This is a genomic window from Xenorhabdus ishibashii (genome assembly GCF_002632755.1).
GTDB classification, from domain to species: domain Bacteria; phylum Pseudomonadota; class Gammaproteobacteria; order Enterobacterales; family Enterobacteriaceae; genus Xenorhabdus; species Xenorhabdus ishibashii.
The window spans coordinates 600352-626218 of sequence record NZ_NJAK01000001.1; the positions used below are offsets into that span (position 1 = coordinate 600352).

The following is a 25867-nucleotide window of genomic DNA, read 5'->3' on the forward strand; positions in this document are numbered from 1 at the left end:
AAAACAAAAACAGAGTTTCTCTATCCTGATGAAAATATATTTCCTCCCTTTGATTATTTATATTTTAATTCTATAGAGGTAATCCAATGAATAAAGGCCATGTATGGTTAGTGGGTGCCGGCCCTGGTGATGCAGGCTTAATCACCGTCAAAGGACTGCACTGTATCCGAACTGCGGATGTCATTGTCCATGACCGTCTCGTCAACCCTGAACTTATTGCCCAAATACCAGACCATTGTGAAACTATTAATGTTGGCAAAGAACATGATTACCACCCCATCCCACAGAAAGAGATTAATCAAATTCTGGTAAGGCATGCACAGGCGGGGAAACGGGTTGTTCGCCTAAAAGGCGGCGACCCCTATGTTTTCGGCCGTGGAGGGGAAGAAGCGGAAGTACTGGCACAACATGGCATCAAATTTGAAATCATTCCGGGGATCAGCTCCGCAATTGGTGGATTGGCCTATGCCGGTATCCCTGTCACCCACCGCAATTATGCATCCAGTTTCCATGTTGTAACCGGACATACTTCTCAAGGCAACGAACAACAGAACTGGGAAATACTCGCCCAATTGGAAGGAACATTGGTTATTCTAATGGGAATGACCCGCCTGATGGAGATCTGCCAACAATTGGTACTGTATGGTAAATCCCCCACCACACCTGCGGCGGTGATCATGTATGCCAGCCATCCCAGACAAAAGAGCGTCACAGGCACACTGGAAACCCTGGCAGCAAAAGCAGAAGAAAAAGATCTCCATGCACCCGCGCTGATTGTGGTTGGTGATGTCGTCAATTTAGGCGCAATGCTCTCCTTTTCTCCCACTTACGGAGCAATACCATGAGTGAACATGGCGGTAATATCATTGGCATTGCCCAACAATATGGTCTTTCAGCCAACGAGCTGGTTGATTTCAGTGCCAATATCAATCCGTCAGGTGCTCCAGCACGGGTTAAGGCATTGATCAAAGAGAATCTTGTTGATATCGAAAAGTACCCAGATGTGGAATATCGCCACTTGCATCAGGCAATCGCAAAAGCTCATCAATGCGATTACCATTCGGTAATGGCAGGTAATGGTGCAACAGAATTGATTTATGCCATCACCCGTTATCTCAATCCTAAACGAGCTGTACTTCTTATCCCAGGATTTGCTGAGTATCGACGAGCCTTGCAGCAAATTGGAACAGAAATTATCGACTATCCATTAACAGAGGAAGCTGGATTTCAACCTGATTTACTCCTGCTGGATACACTTTCTACGATTCAACCCGATTGCGTTTTTATCGCCACGCCCAATAACCCTACCGGATTAATGCCAGATACCCAATTGATGCAATTACTGGTGGAATATTGTGAGCGACAAAAGATTTCGCTGATTGTCGATGAATCCTTTATTGATTTTCTCCCTGATCACCGAGGGCTGATTCCACACCTTACTGCCACTAAGCATCTTTATATCTTGCGTTCAATGACCAAATTCTTTGCCATCCCTGGATTACGTTTAGGCTATTTAGTCAGCAGAAATATAGCAGGAATCGCAGAGATGAAAAACCGACGTGAACCGTGGTCAATTAATGCCTTTGCTGCGCGAGTTGGTGAAATTTTATTTGATGAACATGACTATATTGCTGCAACACATCAATGGCTAACATCGCAGCAACACTATCTATGGACTCAGCTTTCAACTTTCCCTGAGCTGACTGTCTGGCCGCCATCGGCTAATTTCCTGTTCTTCCGTTGCAATCAACCTAATGTTGATTTATGGCACGCTTTGCTTAAATATCGGTTATTAATTCGCCATTGTAAAAATTATGCCGGATTAGACGAACGTTACTATCGCATAGCTGTGCGCAGTGAGTGGGAAAATCAACGCCTGATCGCAGCCATGCAGCAGGTTTTTGCCTATGGCTGAAGCCTCTTGTCCCGCTTCCTGTGGAGAACTGCTACAAGGATGGCTGTTTGGGGGAGAAAAGTTAATCTCCTGCCCAATCAATTGGTTCAGTTGTGTTGCTGTCAGCGAGGGTATTCCCACACCCCACGAACGACCACGTATGCGCCAGATGGTAAATTTACTACTGGATTACTGGCAGGAGCCGCCAGAATTAACTTTTGGTTTGCGTATTGAATATCAATCGACCATTCCAATCGCCAAAGGCATGGCCAGCAGCACAGCAGATATCGCCGCTACCGCACAAGCCACCGCCAGACTATTGGGCAAGTCACTGAAAAGTACAGAGCTGGCGCAACTCTGTGTCAAACTGGAGCCAACAGACAGTACGATATTCAGACAATTAACCTTATTTGATCATCTCACCGCCCAGACGCAAATCCCCTTTGACTGGCAACCGAATATCGATATTTTGCTGTTAGAAAGTCCACAAATCATTTTGACAGAAGAGTATCATCAACAGGATCATCACGCACAATGGCGGGATAACACTTGTTTATTCCAACAAGCATGGTGGCAATTCCGTACAGCGAACCAACAACATGACAACTACCGCCTTGGGGAAGCTTGCACATTAAGCGCCATCGCCAGCCAATCGATACTATCGAAACCCTGTTTTAATCAACTGCGGGATTTGGTCGAACAGACAGGCATTTATGGCCTGAACGTTGCCCATAGCGGCAGTATCGTTGGCCTGTTATTCAATTCACATCGCCATGACGTAAATTACCTACTCTGGTGGCTACATCAAAAAAAGATTTCTGAGCACTATCCGAAAATTCACCAAGTCAAACTCATTGCGGGTGGTATTCGCTGAAATCTATACATATCTTCACATTTTCCTTATTATAAATAACATAATTTAAACAATGAATTAAACCCTATGGAAAATACAACTCTGACACCCACTACAATTGACACCTTTATGTCACTCGACATTCGCGTTGGCACGATTATCACAAAATGAAAGAAAATGGCGTCCATTTCTGTGAGGAACCTCGTCAGGAAGAATATGGCATGGTAGTCGTTTTTGAAGATATTTATGGAAACCGTTGGGATTTATATCAAAATGCAGTTGCTTAGAGAATAATTATAAATATTACTATTAGCCCAATGATATTGGGCTATATTTAATTATGTGTATATTTATAGAAACAAACCTTGATCATTAACAACAACACCATTTATTATTTTCACCATAGGAATTAACATCTCCAAATAAACATTAACCACGTCCTATTACTTAATAATATCATTTCAATCAGTGATATAATTTTTAAGCCGAGTTACTATTTTTTATATTTTATATGCCCTTGCCAATATGTTTAGAATACTAGCAGAAATAGTTCATTGTTCTAACACACCCATTAACAAAATAGATTCTAACCATAAGGAGAAACTCCGTCATTATAAACAATCATATAATGATATCGCCCATAATAAAAACACTATCAAAAACAAAGAAACCATATGTTAAAAAACGAAATATATTTTATATCAATTTTTAAAATAGGATAAAACCTTATGAATACAATCAATATAAATATAAGTAGCAGTACCGTTACAGTCATAAGTAATAACGGCTCCAATCCAGAACCATTAACTTATAATGCAAACACACCAGCATCAGAACCTCTTACGGTCAGTCCTTATAAGGATATGACCATAGAGCCACGCTCTTCTATTGAGGCAACAAGAACTGATACACCGATTATTCCCGAAACACGCCCTAATTACTATGTAGCCAATTCTGGCCCCGCATCATCAGTTAGAGCTGTTTTTTATTGGTCGCATTCTTTCACATCACAATGGTTTGAATATTCTTCTATCATAGTAAAAGCCGGAGAAGATGGCATATTAAAATCACCGAGCAACTCTTTATATTACAGCAAGGTTGTCATTTATAATGATACTGATCAGCGAGCCTTTGTTACTGGATATAATAAATAACAAGATAAAAAATCATCTATAACTCATAGAGTTTAATTTAATAATTACCTAGATAAAACACTATTTAACTAAGGAATTAAGGTAAAATAAAATTATGAATACCACACCGATTAATGTATCTGAAAATGAAACATTGCCGTTAATCACTGATGTTACACCTATGGATATTTATATAACCACCACTCCTGATTATGAATGGGATATGTCATCAATTATAAAAGACGCGATTATTGGTGGCGTAGGGTTTATTCCAGGAGCAGGTTCGGCAATGTCTTTTCTATTGGGGCTATTTTGGCCTCAACAGAAAGATAATACCTGGGAACAAATTCTCCAAAAAGTAGAGCAGATGATAGAAAACGCTGTTCTGCAAACTATTAAAGGGATACTTAACGGAGATATACAAGAGATCAAAGGGAAAATGGAGCATGTACAATACATGCTGGAAACCTCGCCTGGTAGTCAGGAAAGTCATGAAGCATATATGTTCCTCGCCAGATATCTGGTGAGTATTGATGAAAAATTCAAATCTTTTGATAATAAAACAAACTACCAGATCCTGCCGATGTACACCAATACGATTATGTTGCAGATCCCTTATTGGAAAATGGGGATCGAGAAGAAAGCGGATATTGGGCTGACAGATATTGAAGTCAATGAGTTAAAACAACTTATCGACAAATTAGTTGAAAAGGCTAAGAATTACATTCATACAATGTATACGAATGAATATAATAATGCTCTCAATACATCAACCGCATCGAATGTCACTAACAATTTACTCTCTGTAAGGGGATATTGTTTATTACACGGTTTAGAATGTATTGAATTAATTGAACACCTGAAAAATAATAGCCTCGAAAGTGGTTTCTATCCTAAAACCATCAGTTATTCAACTGTGTTTGATCGTCAGACTAACAAAATGAGAATTCAGGCTCTTACCGAAGACGATCAAATGCAAGAACCCTTTAAGCCATCTTTAATCAACAGCAAATACAATAAAATACAATCCTTGCTTGGATATGTACAAAGAATTGGGAATGCACCCAGAGTGGGGGGTATTAAAATCACGTTTGCCAACGGTTCATCCTATACACTCGGCACGGTAACATCAGAAACGAGTTCAATTGAACTCAATGATAGTGTTATCGAAAGGTTGGAAGTATGGGGCAATGGCGCTGTTGATGAAGCGTTATTTACGTTAAGTGATGGGCGTCAACTCAGAGTCGGTGAGCGCTACGCCAGAAACTATAGAGATTATGCTGTTGATGGCCACTATATTGCAGGATTGTACTTAGCCAGTGATGAACCTTCACTTGCTGGTCAGGCCGCAGGTATTGCCGTTTCATACCATATGCTGTCTGATAAAAAATAATGTCTGGCTAAGAGAATTCAAATTGTAGATTGGCTACAAACCGTGTCCCCCTCGTCACAGCTAACACGGTGGCGAGGGAGAGTTTACGATTGTAATTCACTTTAACCATATCAAAGCGAATGTGAAAATTGCCCGTTGAAGGAATATATGCTCAGTGTAGTGAAGGAGATTTGTCGGTAGTTGAGTTTGGTGAAATACCATCAAGATCCATGCTGAGCAAAAAGCGTGCACTGTTACAGGGTGAGATGATTTAATGCGGTAATAAATACAATAAATCTCGTCTTTTCGTCCATTCCGAGATAATCCTACATGCTACCCTGATGTACACATTCATCACGAGTTCTCGCTATCATGTTCATTCACAAAATCATCACGCCGATGTTTATTAAACGCTTTAAGTGTGTCGGTTCTGATTGTATTTCACATTGCTGCCAAGATTGGTTCATCAGCGTAGATAAAAAAACATATAAAAAATATCACCATGCCGATAGCATCGAAATCAAACAAATCGCGCAGACACATGTACTGAAATTGGAGAAAAAAGGAGACTATGCCTATATCCGTTTAAATGAGCAAAAGGCCTGCCCGTTTCTGACACAAGAGCGGCTGTGTAATATTTATTGCAAACTCGGCCCTTCGGCGATGAGTCATACATGTCGGGAATATCCACGTAGTGAAGTTGAGTACAGTAATGTAACATTCAAACGTCTCTCCTTATCTTGTCCTGAAGCTATCCGGCAACTTCTTTTTTCAGCGGATGCAATGCAACTGATAGAAGAAGACCGTCACCTGATGAAAGCACCGAAAAGATCGGATTTGACCGATCCTCAATACCTTGTTTACCTTTGGTGTCTCAATCTCATTCAAGCGTCGTCACCGCACTTTGACGATAATCTTTATGCCGTCATACAATTACTGATTTTCTTGAATAAGATCAATTTTGAGATAGAAGCAAATTTCGATCGAATTCAGGAAATATTCGAATTTTTACTGGCTGCTTTACAGACTGGCGAACTAACAGAAAGTCGGCGTAAGCTACCGCATCCGGTGGCATTTCAGACTGCAATATTAGGCATATACAGTAAATTTATTTATAAACTATCACGTGGCGGTGACTTCTTGTTATCCACATATGTGAATACGCTTAATCAACTGGGATTGGATGAAAACCAAATGCAGAAACGAACAGAAAACAATATGGCACGGTTACGGGAGACATGGCATTTGCTGACACAGGACTCCTGTATGAAGGAACCGAGTGTGTTACGTAATTTATTTTCTTATCTACTTTATCACAGCCAGTTCCCGCATGTTTCAAATTTTAATGGAGATGCGAAAGGGCAACATAATGCATTGACGCATTTTAGTTTATTGGTGATGGATTATTTCTATCTACGCACCAATTTATCGGCACTTGCCATTGTGGAAAAACGGATGGCGACGGAAAAAGACGTTCAGTTAATATTCAGTGCCTACTTTTCCATGAAAATGCATGTTACTGGTATCAATGATGATTTATTAGCACTGATGGAACAGTGCCAGATGAGCGATGCATTGGCGTGTATTTGTTTATTAGATAATTGATAGGCATTGGACGGCTAAAATTATATGGCACTGATGGAACGATATCATCATCTTATGGGGTGTCCGCTGGTACTGGCGCAATCCTTCTGACCTTCGTTTATGGAATATGGATGAAATGTAGGTCATGACAACGGGTGTTAAGAAAATTTAAACTAAATTATTCTACTTATGATTAAATTATTTTTTAAAAATGTTATCAAATTCACATAATTATAAATATTAGGGTTTATTCCTATTGTTATTTTTAGCAAAATTCATAACCTTTTAATGCTTTTAAAATATTATAGTTGCATGTATTGCAAAGGAAAAAATAACATCGTGAAAATTAAAACTCTTGTTGCAGTAGCAGTTTCTGCTGTAATTCTGACAGGTTGTAAGAATATTGATCAGGGAATGCTTGCTCACTCCGGCATGCAGCTATTTCAGGCTGCAACGCTAAGTGATTCTGATGTCAAACAGTTATCTGGCCAGGCATGTAAGGATATGGATGCACAAAATAAAATTGCACCGGCATCCAGCCAATACACTAAACGTTTGAACAAAATCGCCAAAGCATTAGGTAACGAAATTAACGGTACGCCGGTTAACTATAAAGTTTATCTGACTAATGATGTGAACGCATGGGCAATGGCTAACGGTTGTGTGCGTGTATACAGCGGCCTGATGAATATGATGAACGATAATGAAGTCGAAGGTGTTCTGGGCCATGAGATGGGTCACGTTGCACTGGGCCACACCCGTAAAGCAATGCAGGTTGCTTATGCTACAGTTGCTGCACGTACCGCAGCCGCATCTGCCGGTGGTGTAGCAGCACAACTGAGCGATTCTCAACTTGCAGCACTGGGTGAAAAACTGATCAACTCGCAGTTCTCACAGCATCAGGAAAGTCAGGCTGATGATTTCTCTTATGATCTGCTGAAAAAACGCAATATTAAAACTGAAGGTTTAGCCACCAGTTTCGAAAAACTGGCCAAACTGGGCAGCAGTGAAACCAGCATGTTTGATTCACACCCACCTTCACAGGAGCGTGCTCAACACGTCCGTGATCGTATCGCAGCAGACAAAAAATAATAAGTGTTGTACAGATGTAGCGGTGTTAATAGCACCGCTTTTTTTGTTTGCTCAGTAAAGCGGGTAATCCCCATCACATTGCCCTGGTGTGGGCGAGTAACATTTTAATTCAAAATACTGAAAATAATTTGTCTGAATAGAAGGAAAAATGTCCCCCCATATAACGTCCAGAAAATATATAAATTTTATCTTATGTTTTGATGATGAAATTAATACACCAGACAAATAAAAAAATCAACATACAAATGCACAAATGTTGATTTTGATGATGAATAAATATGTCATTATTTAATAAGGCATAAACAAAAAACATTAACCAATTGATATAAAAGGAAATAATTAAGTCACGATAAATCTATTTTCAATAGCAAGGCAAAAAACAGAAATATTCACATGATAACTCTATGTGACAAGGATGCTTTCCCAATTCCAAACCGTTCTTCCACTATATCCCCAATGATTATCCAATTATCCAAAATCTCCCTCTTCAATTCTTTAATATAAAACTGCTGCTGTGTTGGATCGAAACATAGTTTTGGATTGTTATTCTGGTAATTACCTCTCTTGATTATTAATAAATCTCCTGCATTATGTTTTCCTGATAAATCATTCTCAAGTAAAACGGCAACAATATTAGGCCCTGTACCAAAATAATAAGTCAGTTTCCTGCCAACAATCAGGTATCCTATCTTACCGTCCAAAAATTCAGAAGTAATACACTCAGATTGCCTAAATAACGGAACAGCGCAAGGATTCATGTTCCCTTCATAAGAAACTATCTCATCCAAACGCTCTTTTTCTGCGATATCAATTGATTCTATTTCACTATATGATATGCCAAAGAAATTGGAGATTTTCTGTATTGTGGAAGGGTGAACGTTTTGAACTCTACCCTCTAAGATATTATAGACTGTTGTACGATTAAGGCCTGTTTGCTCACAGAGCGATACTCTTGTTTCTCCTCTGGAGTCAAGCAAATATTGCAAATTTTTTCTCAGGTGTTCCATTTTTTGTTTCTTATACATACTAACGCCCAGAAAAATATATAACTAGCTAATTTATAATATTTTTTAGACTAATCTCTTTTTATGAGGGCACGAAAGGGTGAAAAACACTCTTGCTATTGAGCAATAAAAATGATAGCAATTTCTCCTTGAGTGTAATTATTTAATAATAATTAAAAATTATTTGATATAGAAAATATTAATTGTGTAAGTTATATTTTAGGAGAAATTGGCAAAAACAGATAACATATAGTATAAAATCAGATAAAAACAGAGGAAATATAACTTGTGCCAGTATTTTAAATTTCGATTTACCAATTACCTTGAAAAATTAACTTTGATGAATATCAAATCAATAAAAGTAAAAACATAAATACAGGCGTCTTTATTTGCAATGAATAAACTAACAATTATTTGAGATAGAGATGAGTTTATCCTATAAAAATAATGAACCCTATTTCAAGGGGCTAATTGCCATGATGGAGCATCTCAGCGAGCCTTGGGGTATTAAGGGTTTGGACTCCAGACATATCTATATGAATAAAGCGGCTTATCTTTACACCAACACACCAGAATACTTTGACATTGAAGGTAAGCTAGACTGTGAATTTCCAACTGATTGGTCTGACGACCAGTTTTCACAAGATCTCAAAGAGCATGACCGGAGAACCGAGGAATCAAAAGATAGAGTTTCCATTATTGAAACACATTACTGGTACGGAAAAAAAAGTTTAGCTCCTTTCATTAGTGAAAAATTTCCCGTGTATAACGATGAAAAAGAGTGCATTGGGATCGTTTGGAATGCTAAGCCACTAAGTAGCTTTTCTCCCTTAAAATACATTAATCGCCACAAACCCAGCGTACTCACCACAGAAGCGAATACAGACCTGTTTACTCGTAGTGAACTGGATATCATCTTCTTCATGCTGCAAAGACGCACAAATAAGGAAATTGCCCAAATATACAACGTTAGCCACAAAACAATAGAAAACAGAGTTTATAACATCTATCAAAAAGCTAATGTCCATTCGCTCCAGCAATTTGAAGCTTTTTGCCGACACCTACAATTAGATAGCTATATACCAGAACGTCTAATTCAAAAAGGCGTTATATTTCTCTAAAAAAATCAATGAAATGACGTTAATACTAAAAATTGAACATTACCCACTAAAGCGAGTACCACAAACACAGCGTGTATCATTGTTAAGCGTGGCTGTCGTTCATATGGGCATGTTAACAGCATTGGATCAATTTATGCTCGGTGCTGTACTCGGTGACTCTATGGCTTTGACCGACGCCTTTATTGCTATTTTCATTGGTAGCCTGATCTTTGGCATTATCACGTTTGGACTCGGTTTTGCGGGAATGCGCGAAGGCTTATCCGGCAGCCTATTGGCTCGGTGGTGTGGTTTTGGTCGCATAGGCTCGGTATTAATTGGGTTCATTGTTGCAATCAGTTTATTAGGCTGGTTTGGGATTCAAAATGCCATTTTTGCTCATTCTCTTAACTTTGCTTCCGGCGATAAACTTGGGTTTGGCTGGGCAGCGGCACTTTCTGGCACCTTATTGACAATATTGGTTGCCTTTGGCTTCAAAGCATTGCGTTTTACTGCCAGGATTGCGGTTCCCCTATTTATTCTTCTGGTCGCCTATATTTCCACTATCGTGCTATCCGGTAATAATGGTCAACAATTACATGAAATCATTAACCTATCTCATTCTGGCGAAACCTTGTCCATTAGTGCAGGTATTACGATTGTAGTGGGGGGAGCGATTGTAGCCAGCTTGATGACTCCTGATCTGACTCGCTATACCAAATCAGGCAAGCATGTTTTTGGGATCACTTTGCTGACCATTATTGCAGGGGAATTTGTAATTAATGGTCTGGCAATTTTAATCGCAAAAGCCCTAAATACATCGGATGTTGTCACCATTATGTCGCAAGCCTCAGGAGGAGCAGGTTTGTTAGTTGTGGTTTTCTCCACATTAAGGGTCAACGATTTGAACCTATATTCCTCATCATTAGGCATTATCAATGCTATAGAGGGTATCACGGGCAAAAAACTTCGTTATCCCCTCACAACAATAGTTATTGGAATACTCGGTACGCTATTTTCTATTCTGGGTATTCTTGAGCGGTTTGTAGATTTCCTGACTGTTTTGGGCGTTGTTTTCCCTCCCATTCTGGGGATTATGCTGGTTGATTATTATATCCTGTACTCCCATCGAAAAGTACTGGATGAAAGCCGGAAACAAGGGGTTCTCCCACATGAAACACCAACCATTGGTTGGGCTGCCATTGTTGCCAGTATTATTGGTAGTGTCGTTGGATTAGGGACAGATTGGGGTGTACCAGCAATTAATTCATTATTGCTGGCAAGCTTGGCCTACGGGCTATTTAAGCTAGTTTGCAATCGTTGTTAGCATAATAATTTGTGAAGTGGCTGAACAATGACCATTTGTAAACAGTGAGAAAAATCAACGCTGGCTCTGGTATGTCTGGGAGCCACGCCTCAGACGAATTGTGGCGCATGTTTTGGTGATCCCAATACGGCACTTTACGCAAACTCCGTGAGTTATTATCACCATTTAATGTCCGGTTTTACTGGATAGATGATTATTCACCTGACAATTATTTCCTGAAGAAATACACAACAAGGTGATAGAGAGTTTCATCGACCGTGAATACTATTTTATAGTGTGATTTAATTATTGGAGTCATGACCTCATGATCAACCTGTCTATTAAAATAGTTCTCCCTAAAGCTCTAGTTCTTAATATTTTATATATATTGATTTACTTAAAATAATCTTTAATCACCTCCAATCTATAGGTATCCTTTCCAAACAAATAGCGTAATAATGGCACAATTGCATCAATGAATAAATTTATTATAAATCAAATAATTAATAAAGAACCCCTTCCTTTGCCAGACAAAACAATCAAATTATTAGAATATAGAATATCATGAAGAAATGACATTTAATGTCAATAAATTACTTCCTGCAATACAGAATGAGTATGCTTAAAACGCAGACTTGGAGCTGTATTAAATACAACCTAATATCATAGCGGAGTATTCACATGGATAAGATTCTGGCTTCTCCATTTATTCATTTCTTTTGGAAATCATGGGTTCTCGAACCGCATTCACCAAAATATAATATCGTTATAGAACAAAACATTAAGGGTGATTTGGATGAAAATAGATTAAAATGGTCTCTACAAGAATTTATTAATCTTTATCCTTTATTCAAATACCGGATTGAAGAAGAAAATAATGAGTTATATTGGAAATTTTGCTCAGACGATATTGAGTTTACCTACCTTTCTAATAATGAAGAACAATTGAATCAGTTTGCCTTGCAGCCATTTGACCTCAGAAAAGGGCCAGTAGTGCGTTTTGGTTTAATCAAAGAGGCAGAACAGCAATTTCACTTATTCATTGTATTGCACCATATCATCGGTGATGGACAGGGTATAGAAGAATTTTTTCATAATATCTCTGATCTGTATAACCGATGTCCTCTGCGCCACTCCCCTATGACGTTGCAACAAGCATCAGAAAAATTTGAACAAGATCATCAGCTTTTACAATTATTGAACAAATATAACCCCGAACAATATTGGAAAAAATGCTTGTCAGATTTTACTACCAGTAATCCATTACCCTATTTGCCTCAACACGCAATAGGTGAGCCTGAATTACCTAATGAATTTCGGTTTAATTTGCCATTGGAAGATTGGAATAACCTCACAAAATCTTTATCCCCTTGTAAACCGTTCCTTATATTTAAAACGTTGTGGGCAACATTAGTAGCCCAGTATACTGCAACTGGTCACGTTCACCTTATCTACCCCATTGCAATCGCTGGCGGAGTATCTGTTTCGCTTGCTGCACAAATCAATGCGGTTGTTTTCCCCCTGCATTTTAATGAGACCGATAGTTTTAATTCTCTTTATCAGGCTACGTTAAACTATAGCGCATCATTGAAGGCTCAGCCTGATCTACGTTTTTCAAGCTTCCCCCTATTTCAAGCTGTACCCACCAATCTTATAAATAAGCTCAATGTCGGTATCAATCAGGCCAGTTTTAAGGATATCAGACTGGAATTAGAGGGATGTAAGGTCAATTACGGTAATCGTTTCAATAATGATTTAGCCGTTACAGAATGGATACTGGAATATCATCTGGAAGAGGGTCATTGGGCTTTTCGTATCCGCTATCATCCCAACCTTTTCCACGCTAAACAAATTAAAGCGTTGGGTGAACAATTCCAGCAATTGTTGGTTAATGCCCTGTATTATCCTGAAACACCAATATCACAGTTTCCTTTACTCACGCCTTATCAAACAAAGACATTACTGGAATACGGTAGTCCACAACAACTGAGTGACACAAAATCAGAACAACACAACCCTCTGGTGATTGATTTGATACGGAAACATTATCAACAGGCAATCGGACAATCACAACTCACCGAAGTATCAGACATTCAATCCTATGTGTTGAATGAACAATTACAGATGGTGCCAATGGGGTTAAAGGGCGAACTTTATCTCTCAGGGTCAGAATTGGACAATAAACATTTAGAGCAATCCGCATTGGTAGAAAAACAGCTTATTGCCAATCCGTTTGTTCAATATACCAGTGATAAGTGGCTCTACCGCACTGGCGAGCAGGTACGCTGGCTGCCAAATGGAGAGTTGGAATATCTGGGAGCAAAGAACTACGATTTTCTGAAAGAGGCGAGTTAAGTGAACAACCGATAAAGCAACGGCATGACCATTATGCTAACGAAGCATATGAATCATGCCAAATTATTGCTGCATCAAGCGGTACATGACTACTGTTTATTTACTACGGCCTATTCAAAATCCTTAAAAGTCGGGCCCTGAAAATAAATCGCTTTAATGTGGCAACTACGGGGTTGAGTGATAACAAATCGTATGGTTTCCCATACTGAACGACCATTAAGCAATTGCTCGCCCATTTTTTTCTGATTATCCAGCACTTCATCAAAGCCATTAAGTTCAAAGTCAGGTGGATAAAGTCCGGTCACGCGAATATTTTCTTTGCTTAAGTGATGGGCTAAGTTCTGGCTAAAACCACTCATAGCATGTTTAGCAGCGAAAAATGCCGGATGAGCGACAGATTCAGTAAATTGGGGAATACCACAAACCGATACCATAGCAACAATATCGGCACCCTGTGACTGGCGCAGGCTTGGCAATAGCGCTTTGGTCAGCAAGATAGAGCCAGTTATACCTGAGTTCACCGTACTGACGATATCGAAGTCATTGTCACCTTCTCCCAGATGTCCTTCCAGCCATTGAGCTGCACTTAAGAGCAAAATATCGATGGGTTGATTGTCTTTTAGTAACTGAGTCGCAAAATCGTTAACGGACTGAGCATGACTCATATCACATTGATAACCTCTGGCGATGCCACCTTCACGGTGAATAATTTCACACGTTGCTTCTGCACTGGCTAACTGGCGGGCACAGAGATCAACATGTGCACCTTCTCGTGCCAACCAAACAGAAACTGCTTGTCCAAAATCGCGCCCTCCGCCTGTTACTACAACCCGTTTACCTTTCAAAGCATTCGAACTGTCAATTTCATTAAACATCATGTTGGTTTTCCTTATATCAGTTATCAAAGCTGGATGAGGAACCATCGCCCTATCAGTCAGATGTATTGATAATCTCCTGTTTAGAAAACCAATCTTACTTGAGAGTTTCTACCATAGTTCTATTATTTTGTGCTCATCACTTTTATTTGCAGAAGATCACATCCAATAAAAAATAAATAAAGAGCCAACCGCCCCATATTTGGCTCAACCTGACCTGCATATCCGTCATATTCTATTTCCCGACTGACCCAGAGAGCATCCTGAAAATCGAAAATGTTTACATCTGCTAAACTTTAGGCAACAGATAATGTAGATCGTGTGCTCTGGATTACTGTCATGCTTAACAATCATTCTTAACACCATAAAATCACAACCATCACCTGTGAAGGGGGTTATATGAAAGCACTTGTTTATCATGGAGCCGGAAAAAAACGCTGGGAAGAAAAAGCACCGCCTCAACTCATTGAACCAACCGATGCTATCGTCCGCATCGTCAAAACCACCATCTGTGGCACAGATCTGCATATCCTCAAGGGAGACGTTCCCACTGTCGAGCAAGGCCGGACATTGGGTCATGAAGGTATTGGGATCGTTGAATCAATTGGGGGATCTGTCCGCAATATTAAAGTCGGCGATAAAGTGATCATTTCCTGTATTACTGTCTGTGGTCGTTGTGCCTATTGTAAACGCCAGCTTTATGCACACTGTAAAGAGGGTGGTTGGATCTTGGGGCATAAAATTGATGGTACACAGGCGGAAAAAGTACGTATTCCTCACGCTGATAATAGCCTGCATCGTCTGCCAGAAGGTGTCGATGAAAAAGCGGCACTAATGCTCAGCGATATTCTGCCAACAGGTCTTGAAATTGGTGTTATCAACGGTAAGGTTCAGCCAGGGCAGACGATCGCCTTAATTGGTGCGGGGCCAGTCGGATTATCAGCATTACTGGCATCACAATTTTACTCGCCGGCACATATCATCATGGTCGATACTGATGATAACCGCCTTAGCGTCGCCCAGCAGTTTGGTGCTAACACGGTTATCAATCCGACAAAACAAAACGTCGTTGATGCCATCAACAAGCTGACTGACGGTATTGGTGTAGACGTCGCCATTGAGTGTGTGGGGATCCCCGCAACCTTCAAAATATGTCAGGACATCATCGCAGCAGGTGGCTCCATCGCCAATGTTGGTGTCCACGGCAAATCCGTTGACCTACATCTGGAAAGCCTCTGGATCAAAAACATTACCATTACCACTGGGCTGGTAAACACAAGCAGTACGCCTATGCTGCTGAAAAGTGTTCAATCCGGCAAGATTGCACCTGAAAAGCTGGTCACTCATCATTATCCATTGAGTGAAATAGAAACCGCTTATGAAGTATTTGGTAATGCAGCCCAAGAGAAAGCATTGAAAATTGTCCTGTCAGCATAATTATGGGTAATGCATTTTGACAGGCACAGAAAAGCCGCCGCAATATACTGCATCAATGTTCTTATGCAATTCATTACGGCGGCCTTTATGACTTAATTAGCTAACCAATTAATATATTAATAAAACCTTCAATCTACAGTTCGCGTCCTTCTGTCAAGTCTGCTTGAGAGAGGTCCCCAATAGCAATAAATTCATCTAATAACCCTAAAAGTTGGGACAATTTTTCTGGAGAAAAAGCTTCCTCAATTGCCTTATATCCCTCAGCAATTTGCCCTTTTGCTTGCTCATAGAGTTCTTGTCCAGCCGGAGTCAAAGAAACATACAGCTTACGCTGATCATTCATCGGCTTCAGGCGGAAGATAAGTCCATCACGCTCCATACGTGTCAGAATGCCTGTCAGGCTTGGACGCAAGATACAAGTGAGACAAGCTAAGTCATGAAAATCAATAGAACGACTACTCGCAAGTACACGAATAATACGCCATTGTTGCTCAGTTAAATTGTAGCTCTTCAAAATAGGCCGAAAAAAACCCATAGCGGTTTCTCTCGCTTGAAGCAATGCAATTGTCAAGGATTCATGCATAAGTAAAAGTGACTCTTTAGTTAATCGCTGGTCATTCTCTATAAGTTTAACGCTCACGCCGTTTATTATAGACAACATGAACTCCAAAAAGCCTAACACGCTCAAAATCATCCACAAAGAGGAAAGACTTCAACATTAACAAATAAATAAAACTATCCCACCCTGAAAAAGTTAAATAAAAGTTAAATTCAATCCCAAATGACCTTGATTAAAAATATAACAGCCTGATCTTTATGTGGTAAAAATACTCACCAATAAAGTGATGTTACATAGATCACAATTAAAATTAACAATGCCTTTAACATATTGAAGATTGCTAACACATAGATTATTAATATATTAATAAGAAAGCTTGCAAACACATCATTCAGGTTTCAAGGAGCTATCCATGAAAGGCACTGTCTTTGCCGTTGCCCTCAACCATAGCAGCCAGAACAATTTCTGGCATGAGGCATTTAACAAAGAACCTTATAAAATACCACCAAAAACACCTATTTGGTTTATCAAACCCCGCAATACCGTGATTAATTCAGGGGATGTTATTCCTCATCCTGTCGGGGAAACAGTACAAAGCGGTGCAACTCTGGCACTGTTGATTGGGAAAACAGCACGCAAAATTTCAGTTCAGGATGCCGAACAGTATATTGCTGGCTACGCATTGGCGAACGAAGTTAGCCTGCCAGAAACATCATTTTATCGTCCTGCTATTAAAGCAAAATGTCGTGACGGTTTTTGTCCGCTAGGGCAAATGATCAAGACCAGCTCAGTAGAATCACTCGATATCGTGACTGAAATCAACGGTCAGGAAGTTGATCGTTGGTCTACCCAAGAGCTCATCCGTTCTGCACCAGAATTATTGGCAGCATTAAGCGAATTCGCCACCTTAAAAGCGGGAGATGCCATTCTATTGGGAACGCCCCACCAGCGCGTTACCCTCCATCCTGCCGATAAAGTCACAATCAAGGCTAAGGGCTTCCCTGATTTGGAAAATAGGGTTGTATTAGCGGGAGGTCAGGCATGAGATACGCCAAAATTCATTATCAGGGCCATGATTTTAATGTCACCGTTGACGAACAGGAAAATGTCTTCTTACCGGATGGAAATAGGGTAAGCGGTGAAGAGGTTATATGGCTTCCTCCTGCCAGCGGAACGCTGTTCGCGTTGGGGCTAAATTATGCCGATCACGCAACAGAGCTGGAATTTAAGCCACCAGAAGAGCCACTGGTATTTATCAAGGCAGCCAATAGCTTAACCGGCCACCGTCAGGTTTCTGTCCGCCCTGATAATGTGGAATATATGCATTATGAAGCAGAATTGGTTGTCGTGATGGGTAAAACCGCCCACAAAGTTGCCAGAGAAGAAGCCATGAATTATGTTGCGGGTTATACCGTTTGTAACGATTATGCTATTCGTGATTATCTGGAAAATTACTATCGTCCTAATCTGCGGGTAAAAAGCCGCGATACGCTCACGCCAATCGGTCCGTGGATCATAGACAAACAGGCGATCGCTGATCCGCATAATCTGACCTTGAAAACATGGGTAAACGGTGAACTCCGTCAACAAGGCACAACCGCCGATTTGATCTTCGATATTCCCTTCTTAATCACCTATCTCAGCGATTTCATGACATTGCAACCTGGCGACATGATCGCCACCGGAACGCCAAAAGGGTTGTCCAATGTCGTTCCTGGAGATGAAGTCATCGTGGAAGTCGAAGGTGTTGGGCGCTTGGTCAATCACATTGTCAGCCAGCAAGAATATGAGGAGAGTTTGTCATGACCACGATTAACCATTGGATCAACGGCAAGAATGTCGGCAGCAAAACCTATTTCGAAACGACCAACCCTGCAACAGGCGAAGTGCTGGCTGAGGTAGCATCAGGCGGGCAGGAAGAGATCGCTCAGGCCGTTGCGGCTGCTAAACAGGCTTTTCCCAAATGGGCGAATACTCCAATGAAAGAACGCGCTCGTTTGATGCGCCGTTTGGGTGAATTAATCGACCAAAATGTTCCCGATATTGCTGCGATGGAAACCAAGGATACAGGGCTTCCTATTCATCAGACACAAAATGTCTTGATCCCACGGGCTTCACACAATTTTAATTTCTTCGCTGAAATTTGTCAGCAGATGAACGGGCGTACTTATCCCGTTGATGACAAGATGCTCAACTATACATTAATCCAGCCGGTTGGTGTTTGCGCATTGATTTCCCCATGGAACGTGCCTTTTATGACGGCTACGTGGAAGGTTGCGCCTTGTCTGGCTCTGGGAAATACGGCCGTTTTGAAGATGTCCGAACTTTCTCCGTTGACGGCTAACCGTCTGGGCGAATTGGCGCTGGAAGCCGGTATTCCTGCTGGGGTGCTGAATGTGGTACAGGGCTACGGTAACACCGCTGGCGATGCGCTGGTAAAACATCATGATGTGCGCGCGGTCTCTTTCACGGGTGGGACAGCAACGGGGCGCCTGATCATGCAAAATGCCGGCCTGAAAAAATACTCAATGGAGTTAGGCGGAAAATCCCCTGTTCTCATTTTTGAAGATGCAGATATTGAACGCGCGCTGGATGCCGCCCTGATAACTATTTTTTCTCTTAATGGCGAACGTTGTACGGCAGGTTCCCGCATTTTCATTCAGGAAAGCATTTATCCCGAATTCATCAAACGCTTTGCTGAACGCGCCAATCGGCTACGTGTTGGTGATCCCCAAGATCCGCAAACTCAGGTTGGCAGCCTTATCAGCCAACAACATTGGGAAAAAGTCTCCAACTATATCCGCTTGGGGATCGAAGAAGGCGCCACATTGCTGGCCGGAGGTTCCGACAAACCCACTGATTTACCCGCCCATCTGAAAAAGGGTCACTTTTTACGCCCTACTGTCCTGGCAGATGTGGATAACCACATGCGCGTGGCACAAGAAGAGATCTTCGGCCCTGTAGCTTGTCTGCTGCCGTTTAAGAATGAAGAAGATGGGCTGCGTATGGCCAATGACGTGGAATATGGCCTTGCCTCCTATATCTGGACACAAGATGTCAGCAAAATTTTGCGTCTGGCACGTGGCATTGAAGCTGGCATGGTGTTTGTCAATTCCCAGAATGTTCGTGATCTGCGGCAACCATTTGGCGGCATAAAAGCTTCCGGCGTGGGGCGTGAAGGCGGGGAATACAGCTTTGAAGTGTTTGCTGAAGTGAAGAACGTCTGTATCTCAATGGGAGAGCACCCTATTCCTCGTTGGGGTGTTTAAATAACTGCCATCCTGATACCAAGTGAGGGTTTATGGGAAAGTTAGCGTTAGCAGCGAAAATTACACATGTCCCTTCTATGTATTTGTCTGAATTACCGGGTAAGCATCACGGCTGTCGGCAAGGCGCTATTGACGGACACAAAGAGATCAGCCGACGTTGCCGTGAGATGGGTGTCGATACGATTATTGTCTTCGACACTCATTGGCTGGTTAACAGCGCCTATCATATTAACTGTTCCGACCATTTTTCCGGCATCTATACCAGTAATGAGTTACCACATTTTATCCGCGATATGACCTATGAATATGACGGTAACCCTGAGTTAGGCAGAATGATTGCGGAAGAAGCGCGCCAGATGGGCGTTCGTGCCCAATCGCACGAGATCCCAAGCCTGAAACTGGAATATGGCACACTGGTGCCAATGCGTTATATGAATAGCGACCGCCGTTTCAAAGTGATTTCAGTTTCAGCCTTTTGTACTGTCCATGCATTTGAAGACAGCCGCAAACTGGGAGAAGCCATTTTACGGGCAATTGAGAAATACGATGGCACGGTTGCCGTGCTGGCAAGCGGTTCTCTGTCGCACAGTTTCATTGAAGATCAACGTGCCGAAACGGGCATGAACAGTTATACCCGTGAGTTTGATGAGCAGATGGATCGCCGCGTTGTACAACTTTGGAAAGCGGGACAATTCAAGGAATTTTGCGAAATGCTGCCGGAATATGCGCAATATTGTCGGGGAGAAGGCAACATGCATGATACGGTGATGCTGCTAGGCCTGCTCGGATGGGACAGGTATGACGGCAAGGTAGAATTTTTGACAGAATTGTTCGCCAGTTCAGGGACAGGACAAGTCAACGCGGTGTTCCCGCTGCCGGATTATATTGTTAATCAAAATAAAACTCATGCCTGACAGGAGAAAACTGTGCCACATTTTTATGCTGAGTGTACGGAAAATATCCGTGAAGAGGCCAGATTGCCAGAATTATTTACCAAAGTGAATCAGGCATTAGCAGATACGGGCATTTTTCCGTTAGGTGGTATCCGCAGTCGTGCTATTTGGTTGGATACCTGGCAGATGGCGGATGGTAAACAAGATTATGCCTTCGTTCATATGACACTGAAAATTGGTGCCGGACGCAGCCTTGAAGATCGGCAAAAAGTCGGAGAAATGTTGTTTAACTTAATCAAGGCGCATTTTAGTGAATTGGTGGCACGGCGCTATCTGGGTCTCTCCTTCACTATGGAAGAACTCGATCCCATACTGAACTATAAGTCCAATAATGTTCATAGCCTGTTTAAAGCAAAAGAGTGACAATTTTAGTGAGAAAAAACTATGACAAATCATCTTGATACACCATTGCTGCGCCAACAAGCCTATATCAATGGTCAATGGGTTGAAGCGGAAAATAAAGCTACTTTTGTAGTGACTAACCCAGCCAATGGTGAGGTTATTGCTAATGTCAGTGATCTGGGAGCCAAAGAGACACAGTTTGCTATTGAAGCCGCCCAAAATGCCCTTCCTGCATGGCGATCATTGACAGCAAAACAGCGTAGCCAAAATCTCAAACAGTGGTTTCATCTGGTGATGGAAAATCAAACTACCTTAGCGGAAATATTAAGTACGGAACAAGGTAAATCCCACACCGAGTCAATGGGAGAAATTGCTTACGGTGCCAGTTTTATCGAATGGTTCGCGGAAGAAGGCAAACGTGTTTACGGCGAAACCCTGCCCTCCCCCATGCCAGGCCGCCGTCTCGCTACCATCAAGCAACCGATTGGGGTCGTTGCAGCTATTACACCGTGGAATTTCCCCAATGCGATGATCACCCGTAAAGTTGCCCCTGCGCTGGCTGCGGGATGTACTGTGGTTCTGAAACCGGCGGCCGAAACACCACTTTCTGCATTGGCATTGGCGGCATTGGCAGAACAAGCTGGTATTCCGGCTGGTGTCTTCAATATCGTAACGGGAATGGATGCCAAAGCGATTGGTGAAGTGCTGACTTCAAGCCCTATCGTGCGTAAACTTTCCTTCACCGGATCTACGCGGGTTGGCAAGCTATTGATGGCACAAAGTGCCGATACCGTGAAAAAACTCTCCCTCGAACTGGGTGGCAATGCACCTTTTATCGTGTTTGATGATGCCAATCTTGATGCGGCGGTGGAAGGTGTAATGGCTGCGAAATTCCGTAACAGCGGGCAAACCTGCGTTTGTGCCAACCGTATTCTGGTTCAGGAAAGCATTTACGATACATTTGCGGAACGTCTGGCTCATGCAGTGAAAAAACTTCACGTTGGGCCAGCCACTGATAGCGCATCACAGCAAGGCCCGCTGATTAATCAAGCGGCAGTAGAAAAAGTACGGGAGCATATCAGTGATGCGGTTTCCAATGGCGCACGCATTCTGGCTGGAGGAAAGTCTCATGCTCTGGGAGGGTTGTTCTTTGAACCAACAGTACTGACAAATGTTACCGACTCCATGTTAGTGGCTCACGAAGAAACTTTTGGCCCTCTGGCACCATTACTTAAATTCCGTGATGAAGACGAAGCTATCCGTATTGCCAACAACACGGAATTTGGTCTGGCAGCTTATTTCTATTCCCGCGATATTGGCCGAATTTACCGTGTCGCGGAAGCGTTAGAAAGTGGCATGGTAGGCATCAATGAAGGTTTGATCTCCAACGAAATTGCGCCATTTGGCGGTATCAAGCAATCGGGACTGGGACGCGAAGGTTCACGTTACGGTATTGAGGATTATCTGGAAGTGAAATACCTCTGTTTTGGCGGGTTGGAAGCAAAAGGAGCTTAACCCCTATGCTACAGCAAGAAATCGTATCGCAGATTGCACGCCGTTTACATCAGGCAGAGCAAAACCGTAAACAAATCCGACAAATATCACTGGATTATCCTGAGATAACTATTGAAGATGCTTACGCCATTCAACGTGAGTGGGTAGATTTAAAAATCAAGGAAGGCCGGATTCTCAAAGGACATAAGATTGGCCTGACATCTAAGGCCATGCAAGCCAGTTCACAGATTAGTGAACCGGATTATGGTGCCCTGCTGGATGATATGTTTTTCCAAGACGGCGGTGACATTCCTTGCGAACGCTTTATTGTGCCCCGTATTGAAGTCGAACTAGCTTTTGTGCTGGCAAAACCCCTGACTGGCCCGAACTGTACGCTGTTTGATGTGTATAACGCGACAGATTATGTTATTCCCGCACTGGAACTTATCGATGCCCGTTGTCACAACATCGATCCCGAAACACAGCGTCCACGCAAAGTATTCGATACGATTTCTGACAATGCCGCCAATGGTGGTGTGATTATTGGGGGGCGACCGATCAAGCCAGATGAACTGGATCTACGCTGGGTTAGTGCTCTGCTCTACCGCAATAGTGTGATTGAAGAATCCGGCGTGGCAGCAGCAGTTCTCAATCATCCCGCCAATGGTGTGGCATGGCTTGCCAACAAACTGGCATCGCATGGTGTTCAGCTAGAAGCAGGCCAGATTATTCTGGCTGGCTCCTTTACCCGCCCTGTTCCTGCACGTAAAGGTGATACCTTTCATGTGGATTACGGCGTGTTAGGTTCAATTAGCTGTCACTTTGTTTAAGTCTATTGAGGTAACACCATGGATCAACTAACAAATAAATTTAAACATGCCCTGAAAGCAGGGCACCCACAAATCGGGTTATGGCTTGGGCTATGTAGTGGATATAGCGCAGAAATACTGGCAGGAACGGGGTTTGATTGGTTGCTGATTGATAGTGAACATGCTCCCAATGATATTTCTACCATTCTTGCCCAATTACAGGGAATTGCCCCTTACCCAAGCCAGCCTGTTGTTCGTCCGGCATGGAATGATCCGGTGATCGTCAAACAGTTGCTGGATATTGGTGCACAAACTTTATTGTTCCCGATGATTCAAAATGCAGAGCAAGCACGTGAAGCGGTCAGAGCAACCCGTTATCCTCCCGCGGGTATTCGCGGTGTGGGCAGTGCACTGGCACGGGCTTCTCGCTGGAATCGCATTCCTGATTATTTGTCCCGTGCCAATGATGAAATTTGTGTATTGGTACAGGTAGAAACGCGTGAAGCACTGAAAAACCTCCCTGAAATAGCGGCTGTCGAAGGTGTTGATGGTGTATTTATCGGTCCGGCAGATCTTAGCGCAGATATGGGACACATCGATAATCCGCAACATGCCGAAGTTCAGGCTGCCATTGAACAAGCCATGACTCAGATTCTATCTTCCGGCAAGGCTGCCGGCATTTTGATGACTCATGTTGATGCAGCTAAGCATTACCTCGATCTAGGTGCGCTATTTGTTGCCGTAGGCGTTGATACCATCCTGCTGACCGGAGCAGCCAACACGTTGGCAAGACATTTCAGCAAATAATCGACAAATAATCGACAATAGCTTTCGACAAAAATGATAACTCAATAATGGCTGATGTTGTTCGCGGCATCGGCCATTGCAGTTGAAGTTCCTGATTGCTGTGCAAACAACCACATATAGCCAATAGATTTTAAATCCCCGCCAAAAGGAAAACCAAGCAACTAACAAAACAAGGAGTAGAAAAAGAGGGGGAGATAAAAAATAATAAAAAAGGAAACAACAATGAGCGTTTCACCTGACACTATAGCAAAATCAGAAAATCCACCCCATCAACATAAAAAGCTGACCACCCAACAGCAAAGTGTCATCAATAAATTATTCAGACGCCTGATCCTCTTTCTCTTTGTCCTGTTCATTTTCTCTTTTCTGGATCGCATCAATATTGGCTTTGCTGGTTTGACGATGGGAAAAGATCTTGGTTTAACATCCACCATGTTTGGCTTGGCCGCTACACTGTTTTATGCCACTTACGTCATTTTCGGCATCCCCAGCAATGTCATGTTGGGCATTGTGGGAGCTCGCCGCTGGATTGCTACCATTATGGTGTTATGGGGGATTGCTTCCACCGCCACAATGTTTGCTACCGGCTCTACGAGCCTGTATATCTTGCGTATGCTGGTGGGTATTGCAGAAGCAGGCTTTCTGCCGGGTATTTTGGTTTATCTGACTTATTGGTTTCCGGCCTATTATCGCGCGCGAGCTAATGCGCTGTTTATGATCGCTATGCCCGTAACGATGGCATTTGGTTCACTCATTTCCGGTTATATTCTGGCAATGGATGGCATCTGGAATCTACGTGGCTGGCAGTGGTTATTTTTACTGGAAGGCTTCCCTTCTGTTTTACTCGGTTTTGCTGTCTGGTTTTATCTGGATGATTCACCTGACAAGGCCAAATGGTTAACTCGTGAAGATAAGCAATGCCTACAAGAGATGATAGAAAACGATAAGCTTGCTATAACACAGCCCAATGAGCAGATCCAACAACAGAAACCCAGCTTATGGCGTGAGGTTTTTACCCCAATTGTATTAATGTACACCTTTGCTTATTTCTGTCTGACCAACACCTTAAGTGCCATTAATATCTGGACACCGCAGATTATGCAGAGTTTTAATCAGAACAGCAGCCATGTAACTATTGGTATTCTGACTGCCATTCCACAGTTCTGCACGATTTTGGGTATGATCTACTGGAGCCGCCGTTCAGATCGCCTGCAAGAACGCAAAATGCACACGGCTTTGCCCTATCTGTTTGCCGCCGCAGGCTGGATTTTAACTTCACTGACAAATAACAGCATGGTGCAACTGCTAGGGATCATTATGGCGTCCACCGGATCGTTTACGGCTATGGCTGTATTCTGGACAACACCGGATCAATCGATCAGTTTGCGTGCTCGCGCAGTGGGGATCGCCGTGATCAATGCAACTGGTAATGTCGGCTCAGCCGTCAGTCCACTACTGATCGGTTGGTTAAAAGATCAAACAGGTAATTTCAGTGCTGGACTTTATTTCGTAGCCGGATTACTTATCATTGGTGCGCTAATCGTTTTTCTGATCCCGATGAAACATGTACGGCCACCGGTAGTCTCGTAAATAACGAGCGACATATTGATATACCTTAAAGATACAGGGGAA

At 42.3% G+C, this 25867-nt stretch carries 23 protein-coding genes and 1 pseudogene; 21 read left to right on the forward strand and 3 right to left on the reverse strand.

Annotated features, from left to right (window positions below; genetic code table 11):
- Window positions 1-86: 86 nt before the first annotated feature.
- The 8 genes and pseudogenes from cobA (at window position 87) to loiP (ending at window position 7928) form a co-directional block, all read left to right on the forward strand.
- Window positions 87-845 (forward strand): uroporphyrinogen-III C-methyltransferase, encoded by a 759-nt coding sequence (gene cobA, locus Xish_RS02885; protein ID WP_099116624.1) that lies wholly within the window; start codon window positions 87-89, stop codon window positions 843-845.
- On the forward strand, window positions 842-1915 hold the full coding sequence (cobD, locus tag Xish_RS02890) for a threonine-phosphate decarboxylase CobD (protein WP_099116625.1): 1074 nt from the start codon (window positions 842-844) through the stop codon (window positions 1913-1915). Before cobA ends, cobD begins: the two co-directional genes overlap by 4 nt.
- Complete coding sequence (locus Xish_RS02895) at window positions 1908-2768, forward strand: GHMP family kinase ATP-binding protein (protein ID WP_099116626.1); 861 nt, start codon at window positions 1908-1910, stop codon at window positions 2766-2768. The genes cobD and Xish_RS02895 overlap by 8 nt, the downstream gene beginning before the upstream one ends.
- Window positions 2769-2896: 128 nt before the next feature.
- Window positions 2897-3034: pseudogene (locus Xish_RS18855) on the forward strand (VOC family protein); the annotation flags it as partial.
- Window positions 3035-3475: 441 nt separating this feature from the next.
- On the forward strand, window positions 3476-3901 hold the full coding sequence (locus Xish_RS02905) for a JHE-like toxin PirA (RefSeq protein ID WP_099116628.1): 426 nt from the start codon (window positions 3476-3478) through the stop codon (window positions 3899-3901).
- A gap of 94 nt (window positions 3902-3995) precedes the next feature.
- Window positions 3996-5273, forward strand: coding sequence for an insecticidal delta-endotoxin Cry8Ea1 family protein (locus Xish_RS02910; RefSeq protein ID WP_099116629.1), 1278 nt, complete (start codon window positions 3996-3998; stop codon window positions 5271-5273).
- 351 nt (window positions 5274-5624) lie between these two features.
- On the forward strand, window positions 5625-6857 hold the full coding sequence (gene fliB / locus Xish_RS02915) for a flagellin lysine-N-methylase (RefSeq protein ID WP_099116630.1): 1233 nt from the start codon (window positions 5625-5627) through the stop codon (window positions 6855-6857).
- Between the two features lie 318 nt (window positions 6858-7175).
- Window positions 7176-7928, forward strand: coding sequence for a metalloprotease LoiP (gene loiP, locus Xish_RS02920; protein ID WP_099116631.1), 753 nt, complete (start codon window positions 7176-7178; stop codon window positions 7926-7928).
- A 389-nt stretch (window positions 7929-8317) separates the two neighbouring features.
- Here the strand turns inward: loiP and Xish_RS02925 are convergent, their stop codons facing one another.
- Complete coding sequence (locus tag Xish_RS02925) at window positions 8318-8953, reverse strand: helix-turn-helix domain-containing protein (protein WP_099116632.1); 636 nt, start codon at window positions 8951-8953, stop codon at window positions 8318-8320.
- A gap of 404 nt (window positions 8954-9357) precedes the next feature.
- Here Xish_RS02925 and Xish_RS02930 point away from each other — a divergent pair, with 404 nt between their 5' ends.
- From Xish_RS02930 to Xish_RS02940, 3 genes are all read left to right on the forward strand, one after another.
- Window positions 9358-10053, forward strand: coding sequence for a helix-turn-helix transcriptional regulator (locus tag Xish_RS02930; protein ID WP_099116633.1), 696 nt, complete (start codon window positions 9358-9360; stop codon window positions 10051-10053).
- 22 nt (window positions 10054-10075) lie between these two features.
- The gene (locus Xish_RS02935; protein ID WP_099118645.1) at window positions 10076-11356 is read left to right on the forward strand and encodes a cytosine permease; all 1281 of its coding nucleotides are present in this window, start codon (window positions 10076-10078) and stop codon (window positions 11354-11356) included.
- Between the two features lie 660 nt (window positions 11357-12016).
- Window positions 12017-13690, forward strand: coding sequence for a condensation domain-containing protein (locus tag Xish_RS02940; protein ID WP_099116634.1), 1674 nt, complete (start codon window positions 12017-12019; stop codon window positions 13688-13690).
- Window positions 13691-13800: 110 nt separating this feature from the next.
- On the opposite strand, the gene Xish_RS02945 is transcribed toward Xish_RS02940, so the two are convergent.
- Window positions 13801-14568: an SDR family oxidoreductase gene (locus Xish_RS02945; protein WP_244185900.1), complete on the reverse strand. Its 768-nt coding sequence runs from the start codon at window positions 14566-14568 to the stop codon at window positions 13801-13803.
- A 396-nt stretch (window positions 14569-14964) separates the two neighbouring features.
- Here Xish_RS02945 and Xish_RS02950 point away from each other — a divergent pair, with 396 nt between their 5' ends.
- Window positions 14965-16002 carry a zinc-dependent alcohol dehydrogenase family protein gene (locus tag Xish_RS02950; protein ID WP_099116635.1) on the forward strand — a complete coding sequence of 346 codons (1038 nt, stop codon included), beginning with the start codon at window positions 14965-14967 and terminating at the stop codon, window positions 16000-16002.
- 133 nt (window positions 16003-16135) lie between these two features.
- Here Xish_RS02950 and hpaR read toward each other — a convergent pair whose 3' ends face one another.
- Window positions 16136-16585: a homoprotocatechuate degradation operon regulator HpaR gene (gene hpaR / locus Xish_RS02955; protein WP_099116636.1), complete on the reverse strand. Its 450-nt coding sequence runs from the start codon at window positions 16583-16585 to the stop codon at window positions 16136-16138.
- A 388-nt stretch (window positions 16586-16973) separates the two neighbouring features.
- On the opposite strand from hpaR, the gene Xish_RS02960 reads away from it, so the two are divergent.
- The 9 genes from Xish_RS02960 (at window position 16974) to hpaX (ending at window position 25825) form a co-directional block, all read left to right on the forward strand.
- A complete protein-coding gene (locus tag Xish_RS02960) occupies window positions 16974-17606 on the forward strand; it encodes a fumarylacetoacetate hydrolase family protein (RefSeq protein ID WP_099116637.1) in 633 nt (210 codons plus the stop codon).
- On the forward strand, window positions 17603-18367 hold the full coding sequence (locus Xish_RS02965) for a fumarylacetoacetate hydrolase family protein (RefSeq protein WP_099116638.1): 765 nt from the start codon (window positions 17603-17605) through the stop codon (window positions 18365-18367). The genes Xish_RS02960 and Xish_RS02965 overlap by 4 nt, the downstream gene beginning before the upstream one ends.
- On the forward strand, window positions 18364-19830 hold the full coding sequence (hpaE, locus tag Xish_RS02970) for a 5-carboxymethyl-2-hydroxymuconate semialdehyde dehydrogenase (protein WP_099116639.1): 1467 nt from the start codon (window positions 18364-18366) through the stop codon (window positions 19828-19830). The genes Xish_RS02965 and hpaE overlap by 4 nt, the downstream gene beginning before the upstream one ends.
- A 32-nt stretch (window positions 19831-19862) precedes the next feature.
- Window positions 19863-20744: a 3,4-dihydroxyphenylacetate 2,3-dioxygenase gene (gene hpaD, locus Xish_RS02975; RefSeq protein WP_099116640.1), complete on the forward strand. Its 882-nt coding sequence runs from the start codon at window positions 19863-19865 to the stop codon at window positions 20742-20744.
- A gap of 12 nt (window positions 20745-20756) precedes the next feature.
- Window positions 20757-21146 (forward strand): 5-carboxymethyl-2-hydroxymuconate Delta-isomerase, encoded by a 390-nt coding sequence (locus tag Xish_RS02980; protein ID WP_099116641.1) that lies wholly within the window; start codon window positions 20757-20759, stop codon window positions 21144-21146.
- A 21-nt stretch (window positions 21147-21167) separates the two neighbouring features.
- Window positions 21168-22640 (forward strand): NAD-dependent succinate-semialdehyde dehydrogenase, encoded by a 1473-nt coding sequence (locus Xish_RS02985; protein ID WP_099116642.1) that lies wholly within the window; start codon window positions 21168-21170, stop codon window positions 22638-22640.
- Between the two features lie 5 nt (window positions 22641-22645).
- Window positions 22646-23449, forward strand: a complete 804-nt coding sequence (gene hpaH, locus Xish_RS02990; protein WP_099116643.1) for a 2-oxo-hept-4-ene-1,7-dioate hydratase — start codon at window positions 22646-22648, stop codon at window positions 23447-23449.
- An 18-nt stretch (window positions 23450-23467) separates the two neighbouring features.
- Window positions 23468-24235: a 4-hydroxy-2-oxoheptanedioate aldolase gene (gene hpaI / locus Xish_RS02995; protein WP_099116644.1), complete on the forward strand. Its 768-nt coding sequence runs from the start codon at window positions 23468-23470 to the stop codon at window positions 24233-24235.
- Between the two features lie 222 nt (window positions 24236-24457).
- Complete coding sequence (hpaX, locus tag Xish_RS03000; protein WP_099116645.1) at window positions 24458-25825, forward strand: 4-hydroxyphenylacetate permease; 1368 nt, start codon at window positions 24458-24460, stop codon at window positions 25823-25825.
- Window positions 25826-25867: the final 42 nt, after the last annotated feature.